The organism is Azospirillum sp. B510 (assembly GCF_000010725.1).
Classification (GTDB): Bacteria; Pseudomonadota; Alphaproteobacteria; order Azospirillales; family Azospirillaceae; genus Azospirillum; species Azospirillum lipoferum_B.
Window position 1 is genome coordinate 490,001 of the sequence record NC_013857.1, and the last position, 19,383, is coordinate 509,383.

The window sequence follows — 19,383 nt, forward strand, 5'->3', positions numbered from 1 at the left end:
GGCCGTGCCTGATCACCGGCCTTCGGCACCCACTCCAGGCGGATGAAGGCATCCTCCGGACGGCTGGCCACGCCGAAATTGTTCTCTAATAGATTGTCGTCGCCACCATGGACATAAATGCCGGCCCATGAGAAGCCTTTGACGAAATTGTCACGAACGATGACGCCGCTGGTCAGGTCATCGAGGGAAATCCCCCAACCCTTATGATCGGTCAGCCAATTGCCCTTGCCGTCGGTGGCGAGCCCGCCTGTATCGATCACCTCGTTGCCACGAATGACCGAACCCATGGCCTTGGCGGAGCGGCCAAGCATCTCGATGCCGCCGCCATCAGCGGTTTCCTGCCCGACATGCTGAATCCTGTTGAACTGGATGGCGTTGTTGCGGTTCAGCTGCCCATCGTCCCACTCCTTGAAAGACACGCCATAGCGCGGGGCGTCGCTGATGTCGTTGTTGCTGACCAGCGTGTTGCTGCTGCCGACAGCACCGATGCCGGCGCCGCCTTTCGAGATCTGCCCGATATGGTCAATGCTGTTGGCGTAGATGCGGTTGCCGTTGGCGGCGTGGATCATCGAGATGCCACTGGCGCCAAGCTGCTCCATATGGTTGCCGGCGATACGGCTGTCGTCCGTGCCATCGAGTGAGACGGCGGTCCCGACATTGACGAAGTGATTGCCGCCGATGGAATTGCCGTGACCACCCTGCATCGACAGCGCCGAACCGTCGTAACGGGCGTCGGCGAAAGTCAGCCCTTCAATGCTGACATTGCTGGCGTTGCTCGTCTTGATCAGCGTGCCGAGCCGGGAGACCACCACGCCGTCCGACTGGAAACCACCGGGATGCACCGGCTTGACCACCAGCTTGCCATCGCTGGCGCGCCAGCCGAATTCGCCGGCGTCACGGATCAGCGAGGCATCGTTCATCAGCCGGTAGGTCCCACCACTGCGCAAGGCGTAGGACGCCGCATCGTCCAGTGTGACCTTGTGATGATACTGGTCGATCGACGTCACCTGCGAGATGTCGTCCTTCAGCCTTTCCGTATCGAAAGTCTGGACGACCAGCCCGGCGTGAGGCTTCAACCCCGTGGGGATGTCGCCGGCGGAAAAATTGAAGCCGGCTTTGCTGGCGCCGGTATAGTCGGCCTTGAGAACTTTCCAGCCACTGGTCGCAGCCTCGGCCGGGTTGAAGTCCCCGGTCTGCGCCGCGTGCTGGCGAACGCCGCCGATGCTGACATCCAGGCCATTGGCCGAAGCGAGCTTGGCCGAATAAAGGCCGTTGCCCTCGTTGGTGAAGCCGGTCACCCGCTCCCCACCGCTCAGCACCGGCGTCTCACCTTTATAGGCGAGGAAGCTGTGGCCATCGTCGTGGGAGTCGAGACTCAGGGTCTTGTTCAGGCGATAGGTTCCGCCGCGAACATAGGTCGTGTCGATGTCGCTTGCCCGCATGGCGTCTCGCGCCTTCTCGAGGCTGGCGAAGGGGCCGTCGGTACCGGCAGCGTTGGGCGCGGCGAGCCGCCCGGACCAGCTGTCATTGCCCTTCGGGGACACGAAAAAAGCGGCCTGGTCGGTGGTCGTCATCAGTCATTCCTCCGTTCCGATGGAGTCATGAGTCAATTTTTTGGTTAAAATTTTATTTACAACAAATCTACTACTGATGGACAGGTTTCCGCCATGGATTTGTTATTCCCATCCGGGATCCAAATTATATTATGGTGAGTTCATACTTCCATTTTGTTTGCGAAACTGAACCATATATTTTCACCATAGGTCAAATCGGCGTTCTCTCTCGTTACGTGTACAGGTTGCCGCCCAATCGTCCCAGCCCTTGCCCCAGTGATACGAGGCATCACCACGCTGGTCATTTTCTGGAATTTTATGATAAGCTTGCGATCGCCGGGGTCTTTTGTTCTTGGTCATACAGCGGTGCCGCGCCCAGTTCAGCGTCAGGGCCGCCCTCCCCCGGCCTACAGGACGTGAAAGGGACCTGTCTTGAGCGAAGAGTTGAAGAACGTCACCGCGACGAACGTCACCGCGACGGTAAAGTGGTTCAAGCCGGAAAAGGGTTTTGGGTTCGTCCGCCTCGCCGATGGCTCCGGCGAGGCTTTTCTGCACGCTTCGGTCCTGGCCGCCGCCTCCCTGCCCAACCCGGTCGAGGGCACGACGGTCGTCTGCGATCTGGCCCAGGGGGCCAAGGGACCGCAGGTCGTCGCCATTCACTCCGCCACGCCGCCGGAAACGCCGCCAGCCCCGCGCGCCCGCAACCAGCGCGCGCCGCGCGCCACCGCATCGGCCACCCAGCCGATGGGTCTGGTCGCCGGACCGGTGGAGGATGGAAGCGAGGGCCTCGCCCGTCCGCCCAAACCCCAACGCGAGCGGCGCGAGCGCCAGGCGGAGCCGACTGGTCCGGCCACGATGGCCTATGGCACGGTGCGCTGGTACAATCTGGACAGCCAGTCCGGCCTGATCGAGCCGTGGGAGGATGGCGCCACCGTCTATTTCGACCGCGCCACGCTGCGCCAGTCCGGCCTCGACATCGTCGCCGACGGCGAGGATGTCCGCTATCTGGCCGTGGGGTCGGAGGATGCGCCGGTCGCCCAACGGGTCGAACTGATCTGACGACAAAAGCCGCCACCGGGGGCCTCCGCAGGCTGCTTCCCGGTGGCGGTCTCCGTGCGCTGGATCAGAATCGCGTCATCACCGTGAAGAACGCGCGGGGCTCCCGGTTCCGCGTGCTGAACGGCGTGGTGACGAAGGGTTTGGCGAACTCCACGCTAGCCTCGATGCGGCGGAACAGGCCGAAGCGCAGCCCGACACCGGCCGACGCGAGGGCGCGCCGTCCATGGCGCGTGCCACTCTCGTAATTATACACCGCGCCATAATCACCGAAACCGTAGGTGACGGCGTAGTCAAGCCCCTCCTCCTGCACCGGCAGGCTGTATTGCAGTTCCGCCCGGCCGGCGAATCCGCTGTCGCCGGTGATTTCCGAAGGGTCGAAGGCTCGGCCATACTGCTTTCCGCCCAACCCGTATTCCTCCGACGACAGCAATTGGTCGGGGCTGTATTGCCCCTCTCCCGACAAAACGAGCAGCAGCGAGTCGGTCAGCGGCTGGTTGCGCTGGGCCGTCAGCAGGAACTTGCGGAAGTCACTGCGCCCGCCGCCGCGGGTCAGGGTGGCGCTGCCGGATTTGGTGGCGTCCAGGATGTCCAGCCCCTTGGAAACCTCCGCCGTCACAAGGTTGGAGCCGCCCCAACCATCGGCGAAATCATAGGAGAGGTTGGCGGCAACGATGCGCAGCCGGTCCTGGGACAGCCTGTCGCCCAGCGCATCGGTACGGCTGTCCCGAATGGTGAGGCTGAGGCCGGCCCGCAGCGTCTCGGCGCGGCTGCGGATGAAGGGATGCGACACCGCCACCCGGCCGGAGGTGGTGAGGCCGTACAGGTCGAGCGGACGGACGCTGTCGCCGGGCTCCGACCAGGAGCGGCGGACGCCATATTCCACCGTCGTCCCCTCGGCATCCACCGGCACCAGTTGACCCAGGTCGAAGAAGCGCAGTTCGCGGAGTTGCGGGGTGACGATGCCTTGGGCGGTGGTCCGCTCGAACAGACCAAGCTGGTCCTCGACGCTGGCGACGCCGGTCAGTTGCATCGGACCGATGGAGCGGGTGCCGCGGTTGTCCAGCGACAGGAAGCCGCTGACGGGCGTGCGTTCCAGCGCCAGCGTCAGGCGGGAGGCGCCGGGCGTGTCGGGCGACGCCTCCAGCACCGTCTTCACCGCCACGCCGGGCAGATCGTCGGCCAGCAGGACATAGCGCTCCATATCGGTCATGCGCAGCGGGCGGGAAGCCTTGATCTTATCGCCCATCCGCCGCAGCAGACCGAGGCGGTCGGTCGCCTCGCCCTGGACGACCACCTCGTCAACATAGCCCTCCACCACCTGTAGGCGGACGACGCCATCCCGGATGCGTTGGGCCGGCACGACCGCCTGGGACAGCACATAGCCGTCGTTGCGGTAGCGCGCGGTGATGGCGTCACGGATGGCATAGAGGTCGGCGAGCGTCACCGGCTTGCCCAGCTTGTCGCGCCACAGGGCCGACAGGCTGTCACCGTCATAGACGCTGTTGCCGTCGATACGGATCTCGTTCAGCGTGAGGGTGATGCGCTCGGCGTCACGGGGCGGCGGGGCCTTTTCCGGCGCCGGCATCTCGATCTCCGGTGAGGACTGCGGCGCCGCCGGCGGTTCGAAGCGCCGCTCCAGCCGGTTGGGATCGAGGGAGGGAGGCAGAGCCGGGGACACCGCCTGGGCCAGCGCCGGCAACGGACCGGCGATGCCGGCCAGCAGCAGGATTGACAAGCGGACGGGACGGCGCTGGTGGCGAGGGCTGGGCATGGCGGTTCGGGGCACGGCTTGTCGTCTTGCGGCTATTTGTCGGTGAGGGCGGTCACGCCGGCCCAATCCGGCTCCGCCGGCAGGCCGATGCGTTTCTCCGCCTTGTGCAGCATCGCCAGCGCGGCACCATCGCCGGCGATCAGTGTCCGGAAACCGGCGGCGGCGGCCTCGAAACGGCCGGCGCGCCATTGGTCGAGGGCGGCGGCATAGGCGGCGCGCTGGGCCCGCTCCTCGGGATCGGCGCGGCGGGCGTCGGACAGCGGTTCGAACACCTCCACCGGCTCGCTGCGGCCGACGACCTGCACGATGTCGAGCGCGCGGAAGGCCTGGGGGTCGCCATGGTGGCGCATGGTCTCGCCGCTGACCATCAGGGCGGTGTTGTAGTATTTGTTGGCGCCCTCCAGCCGGGAGGCCAGATTCACCGTGTCGCCCATCACCGTGTAGTTGAAGCGTCTGGGCGAGCCGATGTTGCCGATCAGGGCCGGGCCGGTGGCGATGCCGATGCGGTTGGAGCCGCGCCCGCTGGGGGTCGCCAACAGGGTCGGATCATCCTCCATCGCCTGACGCATCGCCAGGGCGGCCGACACGGCGGCGCGGGCATGGTTGTCGATGGCATAGGGGGCACCGAACACCGCCAGCACGGCGTCGCCGATATATTTGTCGACGAAGCCGCCATGCGCCTCGATGATGTCGGTCATCACCGTGAAATAGCGGTTCAGAACGGTGACCAGGGCCTCCGGCTCCATCCCCTCCGACATCTTGGTGAAGCCGGCGATGTCGCAGAACAGGATGGACAGGTCGCGCTCCTCACCGCCCAAGCTGGGCGACTGGCCCGATGCGATCATGTCGTCGATCAGCGACCCCGGCAGGTAGAGCTTGAAGGCGTTGCGGATATGACGCTGGTCGCGGTCGAGCACGGCGAAGCGGAAGCCGAGCGCCAGCGGGAAGACCAGCAGGGCGGCCAGCGCCGCCTGGAGATAGGGCAGGACCAGCCCGCCCTGGAACATTTCCACCGCCACGCCGCTCCAGCACGCCAGCAACACGATCAGACCGGCCGCGGCCACTCCCGGCCGGGTTGCCAGCGTCACCACCCCGGCCAGGCCGGCCAGCAACAGGATCAACACCACGGCGACGGGCCGGGCGGCCTCCGCCAGCGCGTCATGCGCGATCAGGTTGGAGATGGCGGCGGCATGGATGTAGACGCCGGGAATGCTGTCGCGGGTGCGGCCGGCGACATACAGGTCGCTCATCACCGGCAGGGCGCAACGTTCGGGAAGGTTCAGTCCCTCCGGCTTGGTCACCCAGCGGTTGGAGGAGAGCTTGCGGTCCTCGACATCCAGCACGGTGCCGACCATCACCGCCTTGCCCTTGAAGTGCCTGGCGAAATACTCGGCCTTGCCGGCCTCGGCACAGGCATGGAGATCGGCCAGCGAATAGGTCGGGATGGCGCCCGGAGCCGTGGCGTGGTTGACCAGCAGCCGGTTGCCCTCCCCGCCCGGCAGCCGGTAGCCGGCCAGCGTGACGGAGCCGTCGGCCCCCCGTTCCAGCGGCGCCTTCAGCGCGCGGGATGCGACCTCCACCGCCATCCCCGGTTCGGCCTTGGGCTGGCCGTCCGGACCGGTCACGGAGAGGGTCAGCGGAACCCGGCGTAGCACCCCGTCGGGATCCTCCACCAGATTGACCGAGCGGATGTTGTTGACCCCGGCGGCGATCATGTAGCCGCGATAGGGCATCAGCGGGTCGCTCTGATGCTGCACCTTGGCCAGCACCAGCCGCCCCTCCTTGCCGCCACGGCGCAGGGTCAGCAGATAGTCGCGCTCGAATCCGGGGATCAGCGTCTCGACCGAGGTCGGATGGACGAGGTCGAGACCGATGGCCGCCGCCCCGCCATCCAGCATGGCGCCGAGAACGGTGCCGAGACGCGGCCCCCACAGCGCCTGCGGTGTGCCGGCGAAGGGCGGACGGCGATAGGTCTCCTCATCGATGCCGACCACCACCACCGGCGACGGGTCGGGAGCCGGGCGCGCACCATGCACCCGTTCCCGCAACCAAAAGAGACTGTCGATCGAAGGTCCCTGCAACGAGGGCGACGCCGCCAGCACCAGCAGCCCCGCAACGGCCGGAGCCACCGCGCCGAGCAGGATCAGCCGGACACGCCGGGACAGCCTCATCGCCCGCCGCTCAGAAGCGGATCAGCCGGCCGAGCGCGGGACCGCCTCCGGCCGTGGCCTTCTCGTCGATCTTCACGGTGAAGGATTTCTGCCCGGCGGAGATCCTGTAAAGACCGCCCGGCTCCAGCCCGCCACCCGTCTTGGCGGTGTCCAGCACCGTGCCGGGGATATTGACCGTGGCCGGCGTCCCCCCCTGTGCGTCGAGCCGGTCGATGGTGACCGGGCCTGGCGCCGGCAGGATCAGCAGGGGGTGGGTCTTGAACAGGGTCAGGTCCGGCTTGGGCAGCGGCGCCTTCATCCCCGGCAGGGCGATAGGCGCGCTGCGGAAGACGGTCACCCCGGCCTTGCCCGCCTCGTTGGCGGCCAGCAGCAGCTTGCCGCCATCGCAGGGCAGCGTATGGCGGTCGATGCTGCCACCCTGCACCGTCGACTCACGGGCGCCAACCGTTACCGAACCGCCGGTGATCGTCTCGTTCACGCAGGATTCCAGATAGCTCAGCGTCAGCGTCTGGCCCACCTTCAATGCCACCATACGCCCCGCCGCGAGATAATCCATCGGCTGCACCCCCTCGACACCATCCGACACATCCTCGACCAGTGCCGTGGGCGTGGACGGAGCCGGATCGGCGGCATACGCGAGCGGCGATGCAATCAGAAGAAGCAGAGCCCCCGCGGTAAAAGGCCGGACAGGCGGGTGGAACAGGACGGACATGGAAACGGCCTCCCAGACATCGCAGGGGAATACCCCATGCGGACGGCTTCGATCGGTTTGCCTTCCCTTTAGCGAAGTAACCGGATTACTTCAAATCCAATACGTTCCTGACAGGGCAATCGCTTGAAGCGGCGCTTGACGCATCGAGTTTAAACGCGGTTGTGGATTCCCTCTGAAGGGCGGGCATGATTCATAGGAGCCTCCATTGATGGGAGGCAGGTATGGCGGAAGGGGCTGGCAAGTCGCTGTTGGATCACTTCTCGGCGCTGGAGGATCCGCGTCAGGCATGGAAGGTCGTATATCCGCTGCCGGAAATCCTGCTCCTGGTGCTGTGTGCCACCCTGGGTGGGGCGGAGAACTTTGTCGAGATCGAGGAGTGGGGCGAGGATCGCCTGGACTTTCTGCGTCGTTTCCTGCCCTACCGGCGAGGCATCGCCAGCCATGACACGCTCAACGACGTGATGAACGCGCTTGATGGCGAGCTGTTTTCGTCCTGCTTCACGGCGTGGGTGGACGGGTTGCGCGAGGGCGAGCCGGACATCGTCGCCATTGACGGCAAGACCTCCCGGCGCGCTCACGCTCGGGCTCAGGGGCGCAACCCGCTGCATCTCGTCTCCGCCTGGGCCAGCCGACAGCGGCTGGTGCTGGGCCAGCAAGCCTGCGAGGCGAAGTCGAACGAGATCACCGCCATTCCACTGCTGCTGGAGCGCTTGGCCCTGACCGGAGCATTGGTAACCATCGATGCCATGGGGTGCCAGACCAAGATCGCCCAAGCCATTCTCGACAAGGGTGCCGACTATCTGCTGGCGGTGAAGGGCAACTGGCCGATCCTGTGCGGGGAAATCGAGCGCTACTTCAGCGAGGCACGCGACGGCGTATCCGACACGTTCACCACCACCGACGGCGACCATGGCCGGATCGAAGTCCGCCACCATGTCGTCAGCCACGACGTCGACTGGCTGTCCACCGACCGCCGCTTCCCGGGCGAGCCCCGCTTCCCCGCCTTGACCAGCATCGCCATGGTCGAGGCCGACGTCGAGCGGGAGGGTAAGCCCAGCCGAGAACGGCGTTACTTTCTCTCCTCGGCACGCCTCGACGCCCGTCTCCTGGCCCACGCTGTCCGCTGCCATTGGCATGTCGAGAACCGCCTGCACTGGGTGCTTGATGTCGTCTTCCACGACGACCTCTCCCGCTTGCGGTCCGGCTTCGGCCCTCAAAACATGGCCGCCATCCGGCACATGGCCATAAACCTCATCCGAAAGGCCCCAGGCAAACAGAGCCTGACCGTCAAGCGTAAGAAAATGTCCTGGAACGCCGACTACCTCGAAACCGTCATCCGGCAGCGCGGCTAACGTCGGTCAAGCGATTGCCCTGACGTTCCTGACGCGGGCATCGCAACGCCGGCAATTATGGATGCGGCGGCGGGGCTGGATTGTCAAAAAAGTGAAATATCCCCGCCACACCGGCGTCATGGCTGCGGGCTACCGTACACGTCCCGCGCGTGACGGCCTTCCAGGTCGCGAGCAGTTGGGGTGGGCATCATTGGAGCGTCGCGACCGAACATGGGTACCGAACATATCGTCCGCTCCTTTGCGCAGGAATTGCAGCGCCTGTCCAATCTCGTCACCCAGATGGGCGGCGTCGCCGAAGCGCAGGTGGAGGCCGCGGTCAAGGCGGTAGCCCGCCGCGATGTCGGGCTCGCCTCGCAGGTGATGCAGGCCGACGCGCGTCTTGACGCCTATGAGCGCGACATCGACGCGGAGGCGGTGCGGCTGCTGGCCCTGCGCCAGCCGATGGCCCAGGATCTGCGCGAGATCGTCTCGGCACTCAAGGTCTCCGCCGACCTGGAGCGGATCGGCGATTATGCCGCCAACGTCGCCAAGCGGTCTCTGGCGCTGGCCCAGGTGCCGGTGGTGCGCCCCGCCGCCGGCATCCCGCGCATGGGCCGGCTGGTGGAAGCCATCCTGAAGGACGTGCTGGACGCCTATATCGAGCGCGACGTCGACAAGGCCATCGCCGCCTGGGAACGCGACGAGGAACTGGACGACCTCTACACCAGCCTGTTCCGCGAGGTCCTGACCTACATGATGGAGGATCCGCGCAACATCACCCCTTGCACGCATCTGCTGTTCATGGCGAAGAATCTGGAACGTATCGGCGATCATGCCACCAACATCGCCGAGAACATCCATTTCCTGGTGGTCGGCAGCCCGCTGACCGTGCTGCGGCCGAAGAACGACACCAGCAGCTTCGCCGTGGTATCACCGTCGGAACCGGGCATGGATGCGTCGCCCTTTTCCGATGACGAGTCCGGCCCCGCCGACGCCGGTTGAGCTTCGGCCGCAGCCTCGCCCCCCCGCGTGACGCGACGGCAGCGACACTTTGTCCAACCGGACCCACAACCGCACTCCCCCGGCCCTGAAAGGGGTCGTTCTTCCGGCCGGCATCGTCGGCGCAGGGGAGATACCGTCGGAGTGCGGGGCTTTTCCGTTTGCATGCGGCGCGGGGGTCGGGTATTAGGCCGCCCCGTGTGCCCGACATCCGCCGCGGCATCCCTGTCCCTGCCTGCAACGAGACACGCTGGTCATGCCCGCCGACGCATTGAGCTCCGCCCTGCTTCCCGCCGGACTGCACGACGTGCTGCCGTCCGAAGCGGCGCATGAGGCGGCCGCCGTCGAACGCCTGCTGGCGGAATTCGCCGCGCAGGGATACCGCCGCGTCGATCCGCCCCTGGTGGAGTTCGAGGAGAACCTGCTCTCCGGCGCGGGGGCCGCGATGTCCAAGCAGACCTTCCGGCTGATGGACCCACATTCACAGCGGATGATGGCGGTGCGCGCCGACATCACCCCGCAGATCGCCCGCATCGCCACCACCCGCCTGAAGAACGAGGCCCGGCCGCTGCGCCTGTGCTACGCCGGGCAGGTGTTGCGGGTGAAGGGGTCGCAGCTGCGCCCCGAACGCCAGTTCACCCAGGTCGGCGTCGAGCTGATCGGCGCCCTGGAGGCGGAGGCTGACGCCGAAGTGGTTCTGCTGGCCGTCCAGGGGCTGACCGCCATCGGCGTGCCGCACCTGTCGGTCGATCTCTGCGTGCCGACCATGGTGTCGCGCATCTGCGCCGGGCTGGGGCTGGGCGACGCGGAGATCCGTCAGCTGCGCGCCGCCCTCGACCGCAAGGACTCGGCCGCGGTGGCGGCGGTCGGTGGGCCGGCGGCCAAGCTTCTGGAAACGCTGATGAGCGCGTCGGGTCCCGCCGACCGCGCCATGCTGGCCTTGTCCGCCCTGCCGCTGCCGGAGGGCGCCGAGAAGGACCGCCGCCGGCTGACCGACACGCTGGCGCTGCTGCGCGCGGCGATGCCCGATCTGGCGGTGACCATCGATCTGGTCGAGCATCGCGGGTTCGAATATCAGACCGGCCTCAGCTTCACCCTGTTTTCCCGCGCGGCGGGCGAGTTGGGCCAGGGCGGGCGCTACCGCGCCGGCGCCCAGGGCGAGGATCGCGGCGAGCCGGCGACCGGCTTCACGCTCTACATGGACACGCTGCTGCGCGCCGTTCCGGCGGCCACGGCCGCGGGCCGGGTCTATGTGCCGCATGGCAGCGGCTGGGAGACGGCGCGCAAGCTGCGGGCCGACGGGTGGGTGACGGTCGCCGGGCTGGCCCCGGCGGCCGATGCGGTCGCTGAAGCCAAACGGCTTCAGTGCGGCCATTGGCTGGCCGGCGGCGACGTCAAGCCGGTCGGGTAAACTTGCGGTCTGCAAGTTGGGTGTTGGGTGAACGGACCCCCACGCCGCGCGGATGGTGCCCTGCGGTGGATCGGTAAGGTCGAGCGGTTTCTTCTTTAAGTTTTGCGGAGACGAGAGATGGCCAACGTTGCGGTGGTCGGCGCCCAGTGGGGCGACGAGGGCAAGGGCAAGATCGTCGACTGGCTGTCCAGCCGGGCCGATGTGGTGGTGCGCTTCCAGGGCGGTCACAACGCCGGCCACACGCTGGTGATCAACGGCGTCGAATACAAGCTGAGCCTGCTGCCGTCCGGCGTGGTTCGCCAGAACAAGCTGTCGGTCATCGGCAACGGCGTCGTCTTCGACCCGTGGGCCTTCATCCGCGAAGTCAACGCGATCAAGGAGAAGGGTGTTTCCGTCACCCCGGAGAACCTGATCGTCGCCGAGAATGTCCCGCTGATCCTGCCGGTGCACAGCGCGCTGGACAAGGCGCGGGAGGAGGCCAAGGGCGCCGGCAAGATCGGCACCACCGGCCGCGGCATCGGCCCGGCCTATGAGGACAAGGTGGCGCGGCGCGCCATCCGCCTGTGCGACCTGACCGACGACGCCGTCCTGGTGGAGAAGGTCGACGCCCTGCTGGCCCACCACAACGCGCTGTTCCGCGCGCTGGGCGCGCCGGAAATGACCCCGGCCGACATCCTGGAGCCGCTGCGCGAGATCGCGCCGCAGGTGCTGCCCTACGCCGCCGTCGTGTGGAAGCGGCTCGACGAATTGCGCCGCGCCGGCAAGCGCATCCTGTTCGAAGGCGCCCAGGGCACGATGCTGGACATCGACCATGGCACCTACCCCTACGTCACCTCCTCCAACACGGTGGCCGGCAACGCCGCCGCCGGCAGCGGCATGGGCCCGCGCGCGGTCGGCTATGTGCTGGGCATTTGCAAGGCCTACACCACCCGCGTCGGCTCCGGCCCCTTCCCGACCGAGCTGAAGGACGAGATCGGCGAGCTGATCGGCCAGAAGGGCAAGGAGTTCGGCGTGGTCACCGGGCGCAAGCGCCGCTGCGGCTGGTTCGACGCCGTCATGGTCCGCCAGGCGATCAAGACCGGCGGCATCGACGGCATCGCCCTGACCAAGCTGGACGTGCTGGACGGTTTCGACGAGGTGAAGGTCTGCGTCGGCTATCGCCTCGACGGGCAGGAGATCGACTATTACCCGTCGAACGCCGGCGCCCAGGCCCGCGTCGAGCCGATCTACGAGACCTTCGAAGGCTGGAAGGACACCACCCGCGGCGCCCGCTCCTGGGCGGAGTTGCCGGCCCAGGCGGTCAAGTATGTCCGCCACATCGAGGAGCTGATCCAGGCTCCGGTCGCCCTGCTGTCGACCAGCCCGGAACGCGACGACACCATCCTGATGACGGACCCCTTCGCCGACTGATCGGGTGGCGCGATACGAAGAAGGAAGGGCCGGCGTTTCGCCGGCCCTTCCTCTTTGACACCGTCCCGGTTCACGCCGCCCAGATTCACACCGACCGGGTCAAGCCGCCATCGACCCGGATGTTCTGGCCGGTGATATAGCCGGCGCCCGCGGAGGCCAGGAAGGCCACCGTCGCCGCGATCTCCTCGCTGCTGCCGTAGCGCCGCATCGGCACGCTCTGGCGCCGCTCCTCGGTCGCGGGCAGGCTGTCGATCCAGCCGGGCAGGACGTTGTTCATCCGCACATTGTCCGCCGCATACTGCTCGGCGAAGATCTTGGTGTAGGCGGCAAGTCCCGCCCGCGCGACGGCGGACGTCGGGAACATGGCGCTCGGCTCGAACGCCCAGGCGGTGGAGATGTTGACGATGGAGCCGCCCTTCCGCCCGACCATGATCGGCGCCACCAGCCGCACCGCCCGCACCACGTTGAGGAAATAGACCTCGATGCCGCGGTGCCAATCCTCGTCGCTGATCTCCAGCAGGGGCCCGCGCGGACCATGGCCGGCGCTGTTGACCAGCACGTCGATGCGGCCCCAGCGCCGCATCGTGGCATCGACCAGCCGCTTCAGATCGTCGCTGGACTGGTTCGACCCGGTCACCCCGATGCCGCCCAGTTCGGCGGCCAGCGCCTCGCCCTTGCCGGAGGAGGACAGGATCGCGACCTTGAACCCGTCGGCCGCGAGCCGGCGCGCCGAGGCCGCCCCCATGCCGCTGCCCCCGGCGGTGATGACCGCAATCTTCTCTTCAGACATGACCATTCCTCGCAATCCCGTGGTTGACCAACCATAGGGGAGAGCGCCCCGCCGCCTCAAACGCGATTTCAGCCCGATGGCGCGGGCCGAAGAGGCTCAGATGTCGAAGTTGGCGGCGATGTTGCCGGTGGACTGGCGATGGCGAAGCGCGTCGGCCAGCGTCCGGTTGTCCAGGACGGCGGCGGTGGCGTCGCGGACCTGGACCATCAGCCAGCGGACCGAACAGGTCGCCGTGTCAATGCAGTCCTCGCATGGACGGAAAGAGGCCTTGCTGGCGCAGGGGATCGGAGCCAGATGGCCGTCGATCAGGCGGATCACCTCGCCGAAGGTGATCTCGGCGGCGGGGCGGGCCAGCCGGTAGCCGCCGCTCTTGCCGCGCTTGGCGAACAGCAGCCCTTCCTTGCGCAATTCGACCAGGATCGCTTCCAGGAACTTGCGCGGGATGTTCTCGCGCTCCGCGATGTCGGCGATCAGGATCAGATCACCGGTATCCTTCTCCGCCAGCATGATCAGGGCACGCAACGCGTATTTGGCTTTCTGCGACAGCATTCCGGCGGAATCCGATTTTTTGCGGCGGCGGCTGGTTGGTCCGCCCCGATCTAAGGCCTGGATGGTTAACATTTCGTGCCGGCCCGGTATTCCACCCGAAAGGCGCCGTCCCCGGCCGGTCCAGCGGACCATAATCAGATTCACCGCCCATTGCGACGGACTTTGCGCGAATGGTTTGCGGCCGCCGCCGCAGGCGCGTTAAGGTCGCCCGGCCCCATCGGCCCGCTCCCCCACCCTCCCCGCAGCGTCGAAGGTCAGACCATGCAGTACGCCATTGTTCCGGTCACCCCGTTCCAGCAGAACTGCACGGTGCTCTGGTGCCCCGAGACGATGAAGGGTGCGGCCATCGATCCCGGCGGCGAGCTGGACCGCATCCTGGCGGCGGCGAAGGCGAAGGGAGTGACGCTGGAAAAGATCCTGGTGACCCATGGCCATATCGACCATGCCGGCGGCGTCGCCGATCTCGCCGACAAGCTGTCGCTGCCGATCGAGGGACCGCACCGCGAGGACCAGTTCTGGATCGACGGCATGCCGCACCAGAGCCAGATGTTCGGCTTTCCGCCGGTCCGCTCCTTCACCCCCGACCGCTGGCTGGAGGAAGGCGATACGGTGACCGTCGGCAACCAGAGTCTGGAGGTCCGCCACTGCCCCGGCCACACCCCCGGCCATGTCGTGTTCGTCCACCGGCCGTCGAAGCTCGCCATCGTCGGCGACGTGCTGTTCCAGGGCTCCATCGGCCGCACCGATTTCCCGAAGGGCAACCATGGCGACCTGATCGCCTCGATCCGCGAGCGGCTGTTCCCCTATGGCGACGATTTCGCCTTCATCCCCGGCCACGGCCCGATGTCCAGCTTCGGCGAGGAGCGGCTCTACAATCCGTTCCTGAACGACTGAGGGCGAGGCACGCTCAATCCACCGCCGGATCGTCCCCCAGCAGCAGGTCGATGCGCCGGCGCAGGCTGATCAGCTCGCGGCGCTGCATGTCATCGACATAGGCGCGGTGTTCGCGCGGATCGCCCAGCCGGGCGGTCGCGCGACGCAGCGCGTCGAGAAAGCGGCCGACCGCCGACATGGTGCGCAGCGACGGCTCCTTGCTGGCGTCCTTGCGGCTGCGCGCGGCCTGTACCGTCCCGTCGCCGGCCTTGACCTGTTCCCAAAGCGCGATCTGCTCGTCCAGATCCTTGATCCAGGCGATCTCGATCAGGGTGGAACGGGAAACATCATGGTGTGCGGCGGCATATTCCTGCTTGATCGTCTCCGGCAGGCTGTTCAGCCGCAAGGTATGGCTGACATTGCTCTGGCTCTTGCCGATGATGCGGCCCAGCTGTTCCTGGGTATAGCCGAAGCGGTCGATCAGCCGGGCCAGCGCCTCCGCCAGTTCCAGCGCGTCAAGGTCGACGCGCTGCACATTCTCCACCAGCGTCAGCTCGTCCGGATTGCCGGAGGTGACCAGCGCGTAGATGGTCGCCAGCCCCAGCATCTCATGCGCCCGCAGCCGGCGCTCACCGGCGACCAGACGATGGCCGCCGACGGTTTCCTGGACAAGGATCGGCTGCTTCAACCCGTAATGCGCAATCGAGTCGGCAAGCCCCTGCATTTCCTGAGGGTCGAAGTGGCGGCGTGGCATGCCCGGATTGCGGATGATCCGTGCGACATCGAGTTCCAACAGCCGGGGCGGCTTGCCCGTATCGTCGAACAGATCCGAATGATCGGGTGCGAGCGTCGGCATGTCTTGTTCTGGTCCCTGATCCCCAATCCAACCGGTGTCCTTCCGGTTCCGCAACGGTGCCCGGCGGTCACGGCTCTGTCAACGATGCACTGGAAGAAAAGGAGAACATCGCCCACCGCGCCGCGCCGCCGCCCCCTGCGACAACCGGTCTTTGGCTCATCGGCGGGCCGGCGGCGGCGAGAATCCGAGCAAAACAGTCGGATGAAAAAGAAACGTCATCGCACCGTCACCGTTTTGTTAAATGATCGTTCAAAATCCATTCAGCTGGCGCAATGAAACGTAACTTAGTAAAAGGGGTTCAAGCAGACCCGAGAAATTGATCCGGCGTCTGTTGGGAGGTCGGTCGATGTCACTTGCTGAACGCAAGCTTTTTGTCGAGCGCTGGATTCGCTCACCCCTGAAGGTCGCGTCGGTAACTCCAAGCGGACATGAACTGTGCCGGGCCATGGCGAAGGCGGCCGGCTGCGGTCCCGAACGGCGGGTGGTGGAACTGGGGCCGGGCACCGGTCCGGTCACCTCGGCGCTGCTGTCCCATGGCGTCACCCCCGGCAATCTGCTGATGGTCGAGCTGGACGCCGCCTTCGCCGATCATCTGGCGATCCAGCATCCGGACGCCACGGTGGTGCGCGGCGACGCGACGCGGATCCAGCGCATCGTCCAGACCCATGGCTGGAAAGACTGCGACGCCGTGGTCTCCGGCCTGCCGCTGGTCGCGATGCCTCTACCGGTCCAGGCGCGAATCGTGCGCGGCGCCTTTTCCGTGCTGGCGCCCGACGGGGTTTTCGTGCAATTCACCTATGGTCCCTTCGCCCCGGTCAATCCGGAACTGATCCGGCGGCTGCGGTTGAAGCCGCGGCGCCATGCCTGGATCGCCCGGAACCTGCCGCCGGCGTCAGTCTGGACCTTCCGCCGGCTGCCCTGACGACGAGTCATTTTGACCGCTGACACTGTCTTGAACGAGGCGCGCGCCCTGATCGGCGCGCGCCGTTTCCGCCCCGCCCTGCGCCTGCTGCGAGGCGCCGCCGCGTCCTCCGGAGTCGAGCGGCTCCATCTGCTCGGATTGGCCCATCTTGGCCACCGCAACCCGTCGGAGGCCATCGCCTGCCTGCGCCGCACGCTGGCCGACGATCCAGCAGACGCAGACCGGATGGCGACCCTCGCCAAGGCTCATCAGGCCGCCAATGCCCCGCTTCCCGCCGTCCGCTGGCTGGAGCGCGCCCGTCGGGTCGCTCCCGACCGCCCGGACCTGACGGCAGCCCTGGCCGGCGCGCTGCGCCGCGACGCCCGCTACGCCGACGCCATCTCCGTGACGCGGGAGGCGCTGGCCACCGGCGATTTCTCCGCGGACATCCGCTTCGAAGCGGCGACCGCCGCAGCCTATCTCGGCGACGACGCGCTGTCCCTGGCCCATTTCAACGCGCTGCTGACCGACGATCCCGAACATGCCGCCGCCTGGTTCGGCAGCCATGCCCAGGCGCTGCACCATCATGGTCCCGAGGAGGCGTTGCGCCGGCTGCGCCGCGCCACCCGCTGCGGCGGCGCCAACGGCAAATATTGGGGCTATCTCGCCGCCACCCTGCGGCTGCTTGGCCGCGATGCGGAGGCCGACGCGGTGGAGAATGCCGAGGTCAGGGACAATCCCCGGCGCCGACCGCTGCCGGATGGAGTCAAGGCCCTGCTGCCTGCCCTGTCGACCGATTTCCGCCTGTTCGGCAGCAGCGGCCGGCTGCTGCGCCACGCGCTGGCCTGCGCCACCATGCCGGGTCTGGTGCTGGAGTTCGGCGTGAGGCGCGGCACCTCGCTGAACCACATCGCCGAGGTCGCCGGACAAGAGGTCCACGGCTTCGACTCGTTCGAGGGGCTGCCGGAGGGCTGGGTCAATTCGCCCCGCGGCGTGCTGACCACCGGCAGCCAGCTGCCACCGGTGCGCGACAACGCCCGCCTGCATGTCGGATGGTTCGAGGACAGCCTGCCGCCCTTCCTCGCCACCCATCCGGAGCCGGTGCGTTTCGTCAATGTCGACAGCGACATCTATGCCTCGGCCCGGACGGTGCTGACCGCCCTGGCCGATCGGATTCGGCCGGGAACGGTCATCGTGTTCGACGAATATATCGGCAATCTGAGCTGGCGCGACGATGAATACCGGGCCTTCCAGGAATTCTCTGTGGAGAATACGGTACGATATGAGTATTTCGCCGCCAGCCCCTACACAAAGCAGGTGGCGCTGATTATAAGATAATTGCCCAGCATTTATTTTGATGGCACATTCTCCAATAGATATTTGCAGATCAGCCCGCCCGTTGCCTGGATATGTTTCTGCACCAGATCGGCCGCCTCTTCAGCATCACCATTGCGAACAAATTTTAACAATTTCCAGTGTTCATCCTGTGAATCTTTCTTATATCCTGATGTGTTATAAGCAAGCCGAAGGTAGCGCCGCAGGTTTGCGCGCACCTTGTCAATTTCCGCCATAAAGAATGGCCTCTCGGCAGGCTCATACAGCTTATAGTGGAAAGATTTGCTTAAATCCAAAACTTTGTCTATTTCATTTGCATCATCCAATTCCGCCAGTATTACCTCAGCATCCCTGACATGAGCCGCAGTGATTCTTGGCGTAGACCAACGGATAAGCTGCCCTTCCAGAATAAATCGGAACTCCGTTAGCTCATGGGCAACCTTAGCGGAAAGTTGTGAAACGACAGCCCCCTTGTTGCGGATGAACTCGACAAGTCCATCGCTGATAAGCTGCTGGAGCGCTTCTCGCACTGGAATGTGGCTGATTGCAAAATGTGCGGCGATGTGATCTTGCCGCAGAGGCATCCCGGCGGGCAGAACACCATGAGAAATAGCATTCCTTAAAGTTTCCGCAACCATTTCAGCTGTCGCCCGCGATTCGCCATCAGGCGGCGGAAGGTAACGTTCCAGCCCCTCGGTTCGGCTTGATGTGCGCGTCACTTGACTCATCCTATATAATATATGATTTTATGCCCCCATAGGATCCCCCCCGATCTTCACAACGGAGGAGCCTGCCATGACCACCATTCTGGACTCCACACCACCAGACCGCCTCAGAATTCTCGCCACCGCAGAAAATGCGATCGCAGGCCTTGGCAATTCCGACTTCGGCAATGAAGTCAGCGCCGCATTCCATAGGGAACGCGCCTCCATACAGAAGGTGGAGGAGTGCTTTGAAAAACTGACGTCGCGAGCGTGGTCGCGCCCAGTTCTGGAGCGCTTCTTCCACGCATGGCGCGACACCCACCTCACGTCCAATGCTGTTGCGGCCATGACATGCCGCCTCATGGCGCTGGCAGAGCAAGCCGAGGGGCAGCCGGATCGCGCCGTTGCCTTCTTTAGTGCGGCTTCGGAAACCGGGAAAATCATTCACGAGGATCTGGGACTTTGCGGAGAAGCCCATGCGGAGCTTTACTATCGCCTTGCCACCAACGTTTGTGAGGGAGATGAATGGGAACGACGCCGAAACCGGGTTCCCAGTGCTTTCGAGTTTCGCAAATGGGTTCTGCACCAGCGCGTAATCGCCCAAGACATCCAAGACGGACTTGAGACGACCATCGCATCGGAAATCTATAATCATGGGGAATATACGTTTGCCGCTCCCCTGTTCGCTCCATGGCTAGCCCGCGAATTTGGCTTTACGGATCAACAGGTTAAGCGTGATCTGGCCTATATCGTCGTTCATACGGGAGACACGGAAAGCGGTCATTTCCGTCACGGCGTCCAGGCCCTGGAATATTATTGCTATGGCGCGCAGGTCACGCCCGATCCCATTCGACTGGGCGCGCGTTGCTCAGACTATCTCCGTCGCGTTGGTGATGCTTTTGCTGGCATTTCCGCAAGGTTGAATTGAAATAACATTGAGAGATAGCGCTGCGCTCGG

Annotated in this window: 17 protein-coding genes (1 of these 17 running past the window's edge); 9 read left to right on the top strand and 8 right to left on the bottom strand. The window is 65.6% G+C overall.

The features are described 5' to 3' along the window. Nucleotides 1–1,574, bottom strand: partial view of a right-handed parallel beta-helix repeat-containing protein gene (locus AZL_RS26660; RefSeq protein WP_012977510.1) — the 5' portion only. The gene continues 307 nt to the left of window position 1, outside the view; 1,574 of the gene's 1,881 nt are visible here — the first part of the coding sequence; its start codon is at nt 1,572–1,574; its stop codon lies off the left edge, out of view. 411 nt (nt 1,575–1,985) lie between these two features. Between AZL_RS26660 and AZL_RS26665 the strand changes: the two genes are divergently transcribed. Beyond that, the gene (locus tag AZL_RS26665; RefSeq protein WP_247894472.1) at nt 1,986–2,612 is read left to right on the top strand and encodes a cold-shock protein; all 627 of its coding nucleotides are present in this window, start codon (nt 1,986–1,988) and stop codon (nt 2,610–2,612) included. A gap of 64 nt (nt 2,613–2,676) precedes the next feature. Here AZL_RS26665 and AZL_RS26670 read toward each other — a convergent pair whose 3' ends face one another. From AZL_RS26670 to AZL_RS26680, 3 genes are read right to left on the bottom strand one after another with little or no spacing between them, the layout of a single operon-like run. Beyond that, nucleotides 2,677–4,383, bottom strand: coding sequence for a ShlB/FhaC/HecB family hemolysin secretion/activation protein (locus AZL_RS26670; protein ID WP_148219656.1), 1,707 nt, complete (start codon nt 4,381–4,383; stop codon nt 2,677–2,679). Between the two features lie 32 nt (nt 4,384–4,415). Next, nucleotides 4,416–6,554, bottom strand: coding sequence for an adenylate/guanylate cyclase domain-containing protein (locus AZL_RS37550; RefSeq protein ID WP_012977513.1), 2,139 nt, complete (start codon nt 6,552–6,554; stop codon nt 4,416–4,418). 10 nt (nt 6,555–6,564) lie between these two features. Then, nucleotides 6,565–7,266, bottom strand: a complete 702-nt coding sequence (locus tag AZL_RS26680) for a hypothetical protein (RefSeq protein ID WP_012977514.1) — start codon at nt 7,264–7,266, stop codon at nt 6,565–6,567. 221 nt (nt 7,267–7,487) lie between these two features. On the opposite strand from AZL_RS26680, the gene AZL_RS26685 reads away from it, so the two are divergent. The 4 genes from AZL_RS26685 (at nt 7,488) to AZL_RS26700 (ending at nt 12,417) form a co-directional block, all read left to right on the top strand. After that, nucleotides 7,488–8,618 carry an ISAs1-like element ISAzs15 family transposase gene (locus tag AZL_RS26685; RefSeq protein ID WP_012974918.1) on the top strand — a complete coding sequence of 377 codons (1,131 nt, stop codon included), beginning with the start codon at nt 7,488–7,490 and terminating at the stop codon, nt 8,616–8,618. A gap of 210 nt (nt 8,619–8,828) precedes the next feature. Beyond that, on the top strand, nt 8,829–9,599 hold the full coding sequence (gene phoU, locus AZL_RS26690; protein ID WP_012977515.1) for a phosphate signaling complex protein PhoU: 771 nt from the start codon (nt 8,829–8,831) through the stop codon (nt 9,597–9,599). A 253-nt stretch (nt 9,600–9,852) separates the two neighbouring features. Next, a complete protein-coding gene (locus AZL_RS26695; protein WP_012977516.1) occupies nt 9,853–11,007 on the top strand; it encodes an ATP phosphoribosyltransferase regulatory subunit in 1,155 nt (384 codons plus the stop codon). 117 nt (nt 11,008–11,124) lie between these two features. Beyond that, nucleotides 11,125–12,417: an adenylosuccinate synthase gene (locus AZL_RS26700; protein ID WP_012977517.1), complete on the top strand. Its 1,293-nt coding sequence runs from the start codon at nt 11,125–11,127 to the stop codon at nt 12,415–12,417. 85 nt (nt 12,418–12,502) lie between these two features. On the opposite strand, the gene AZL_RS26705 is transcribed toward AZL_RS26700, so the two are convergent. Beyond that, nucleotides 12,503–13,207, bottom strand: coding sequence for an SDR family oxidoreductase (locus AZL_RS26705; RefSeq protein ID WP_012977518.1), 705 nt, complete (start codon nt 13,205–13,207; stop codon nt 12,503–12,505). 96 nt (nt 13,208–13,303) lie between these two features. After that, nucleotides 13,304–13,756: an RrF2 family transcriptional regulator gene (locus AZL_RS26710; protein WP_012977519.1), complete on the bottom strand. Its 453-nt coding sequence runs from the start codon at nt 13,754–13,756 to the stop codon at nt 13,304–13,306. A 261-nt stretch (nt 13,757–14,017) separates the two neighbouring features. Between AZL_RS26710 and AZL_RS26715 the strand changes: the two genes are divergently transcribed. Next, nucleotides 14,018–14,650 (top strand): MBL fold metallo-hydrolase, encoded by a 633-nt coding sequence (locus tag AZL_RS26715; RefSeq protein WP_012977520.1) that lies wholly within the window; start codon nt 14,018–14,020, stop codon nt 14,648–14,650. 13 nt (nt 14,651–14,663) lie between these two features. Here AZL_RS26715 and AZL_RS26720 read toward each other — a convergent pair whose 3' ends face one another. Next, nucleotides 14,664–15,485 (bottom strand): ParB/RepB/Spo0J family partition protein, encoded by an 822-nt coding sequence (locus AZL_RS26720; protein ID WP_012977521.1) that lies wholly within the window; start codon nt 15,483–15,485, stop codon nt 14,664–14,666. Between the two features lie 445 nt (nt 15,486–15,930). Between AZL_RS26720 and AZL_RS26725 the strand changes: the two genes are divergently transcribed. Next, nucleotides 15,931–16,407: a class I SAM-dependent methyltransferase gene (locus AZL_RS26725; RefSeq protein ID WP_148219657.1), complete on the top strand. Its 477-nt coding sequence runs from the start codon at nt 15,931–15,933 to the stop codon at nt 16,405–16,407. A 12-nt stretch (nt 16,408–16,419) separates the two neighbouring features. After that, a complete protein-coding gene (locus AZL_RS26730; RefSeq protein WP_042445713.1) occupies nt 16,420–17,724 on the top strand; it encodes a class I SAM-dependent methyltransferase in 1,305 nt (434 codons plus the stop codon). Between the two features lie 11 nt (nt 17,725–17,735). Here AZL_RS26730 and AZL_RS34825 read toward each other — a convergent pair whose 3' ends face one another. Next, nucleotides 17,736–18,449 (bottom strand): GntR family transcriptional regulator, encoded by a 714-nt coding sequence (locus AZL_RS34825; protein ID WP_012977524.1) that lies wholly within the window; start codon nt 18,447–18,449, stop codon nt 17,736–17,738. Nucleotides 18,450–18,516: 67 nt separating this feature from the next. Between AZL_RS34825 and AZL_RS34830 the strand changes: the two genes are divergently transcribed. After that, on the top strand, nt 18,517–19,353 hold the full coding sequence (locus tag AZL_RS34830; RefSeq protein WP_012977525.1) for a hypothetical protein: 837 nt from the start codon (nt 18,517–18,519) through the stop codon (nt 19,351–19,353). The last annotated feature ends 30 nt before the right edge of the window (nt 19,354–19,383 follow it).